Annotated in this window: 1 protein-coding gene; it reads left to right on the forward strand. The window is 75.1% G+C overall.

What is annotated here, in order from left to right:
* Positions 1 to 240: 240 nt before the first annotated feature.
* Positions 241 to 1,614: an MFS transporter gene (locus ACWDY5_RS41420; RefSeq protein WP_449727598.1), complete on the forward strand. Its 1,374-nt coding sequence runs from the start codon at positions 241 to 243 to the stop codon at positions 1,612 to 1,614.
* The last annotated feature ends 30 nt before the right edge of the window (positions 1,615 to 1,644 follow it).

A 1,644-nucleotide genomic window follows, 5' to 3' on the forward strand; every position in this document is an offset into this window, starting at 1 on the left:
CGCCGCGCCACCGTCGCGCCGTCCCGGCCGCCGCGCCGTGCAGGCGTGATCCGAGCCAACCGAGCGCCGGGCGGGACGAGCGGGGCGGGCAGCCGAGCGCCGGGCGGGCTGCACCTGCGCCGGGCCAGCTCAGCAGCCAGGCCAGTCGCGCTGTGCCCGAACCGGCCAACCGGTCAGCGGTTCGGGCAGCTGCCCGCCCACTCGGTCCGCCCCCGCCGCCCCCGGACGTAGGGTGGCCGGGTGACCACACTGCGCGAGACCCCCACCCGCACCGGGGTGCTCACCACGGTCCTCGCGTTCACCGCGCTGGTCACCCTGCTCACCCACACCATGCTCATCCCGGTCCTGCCCGGCCTGCCGCAGCGCCTCGGCGCCTCCCCGGCGGCCACCAGCTGGCTGGTCACCGTCACCGTGGTGGTCGGCGCGGTGGCCAACCCGGTGCTGGGCAGACTGGCCGACCTGTTCGGCCGGAAGCGCGTGCTGCTGCTGGCGGTATGCGCTTTCCTGCTCGGCTCCCTGCTGTGCGCGCTCACCGCCGACCTCACCCTGCTGATCGTCGGCAGGGCGGTCCAGGGACTGTCCACAGTGGCCATTCCGCTGGGCATCAGCCTGCTCGCCGCGCTGGTCCCGCCGGAGCGCAGGGCCGGGGGCATCGCGCTGATCAGCGCCATGCTCGGCATCGGCGGCGCGGTCGCGTTGCCGCTGGCCGGGCTGATCGCGGACGTGTGGGGCTTCCACGGCCTGTTCTGGTTCTGCGCCGCCGCCGGACTGCCCGCGCTGCTCGCGGTGTGGCGGCTGGTCCCCTCGGTGGAGCCCGGCGCCGAGCGCGCCCCGGTGGACCTGGTCGGCGCGACCCTGCTCATCGGCGGGCTCACCGCGCTGCTGCTGCCGCTGAGCCGGGGCGCGGAGTGGGGCTGGGACTCGCCGCTGGTGCTGGGCCTGCTCGGCGCCGCCGCGCTGGCGCTGGCCGTCTTCGGCGTGGTCGAGCTGCGCAGGCGCGCGCCGCTGGTCGACCTCCGGCTGGCCGTGCGCGCCCAGGTGCTGGTGACCAACCTGTCCGCGTTCCTCACCGGCTTCGCGCTGTTCGTCAACTTCCTCGGCACCGTCACCGTGCTGCAGACCCGCTACGAGCTCTCCGTGGTCGCCTCCGGCCTCTACATGCTGCCCGGCGGCCTGCTGATGGCCGCGCTGTCCCCGGTGGCCGCCCGGCTCATCTCCGGCCGCGGCGCCCGGTTCACCCTGCTCCTGGGCTCGGCGGGGGTGGTGCTGGGCTTCGCCGCGCGCCTGGTCCTGGACAGCTCGCTGTGGCACGTCGTGCTGGCCACCACGATCATCTCCGGCGGCGCGGGCCTGGCCTACTCGGCGATGCCCGCGCTGATCCTGGACGCCACCCCGCCCGAACACGCCGCCGCGGCCAACGGCCTCAACTCCCTCGCCCGCACCCTGGGCAGCTCGGTGGCCAGCGCCGTCTTCGGCGCCTTGGCGGCCTTCGGTGGCCTAACTCTCTTCTTCACCTTGGGCACGATCACAGCCTTGCTGGCTACCCTGGTCGTGTGCGGCGGCCCTCGCACGCGATCGCCGGGCCCAGCTCGTCCCTGGCGGTGGCGCCGGTGAAGCCACGTACGCCCGGTAGGCGGCATCACC

The sequence above is a fragment of the Crossiella sp. NPDC003009 genome (assembly GCF_053591555.1).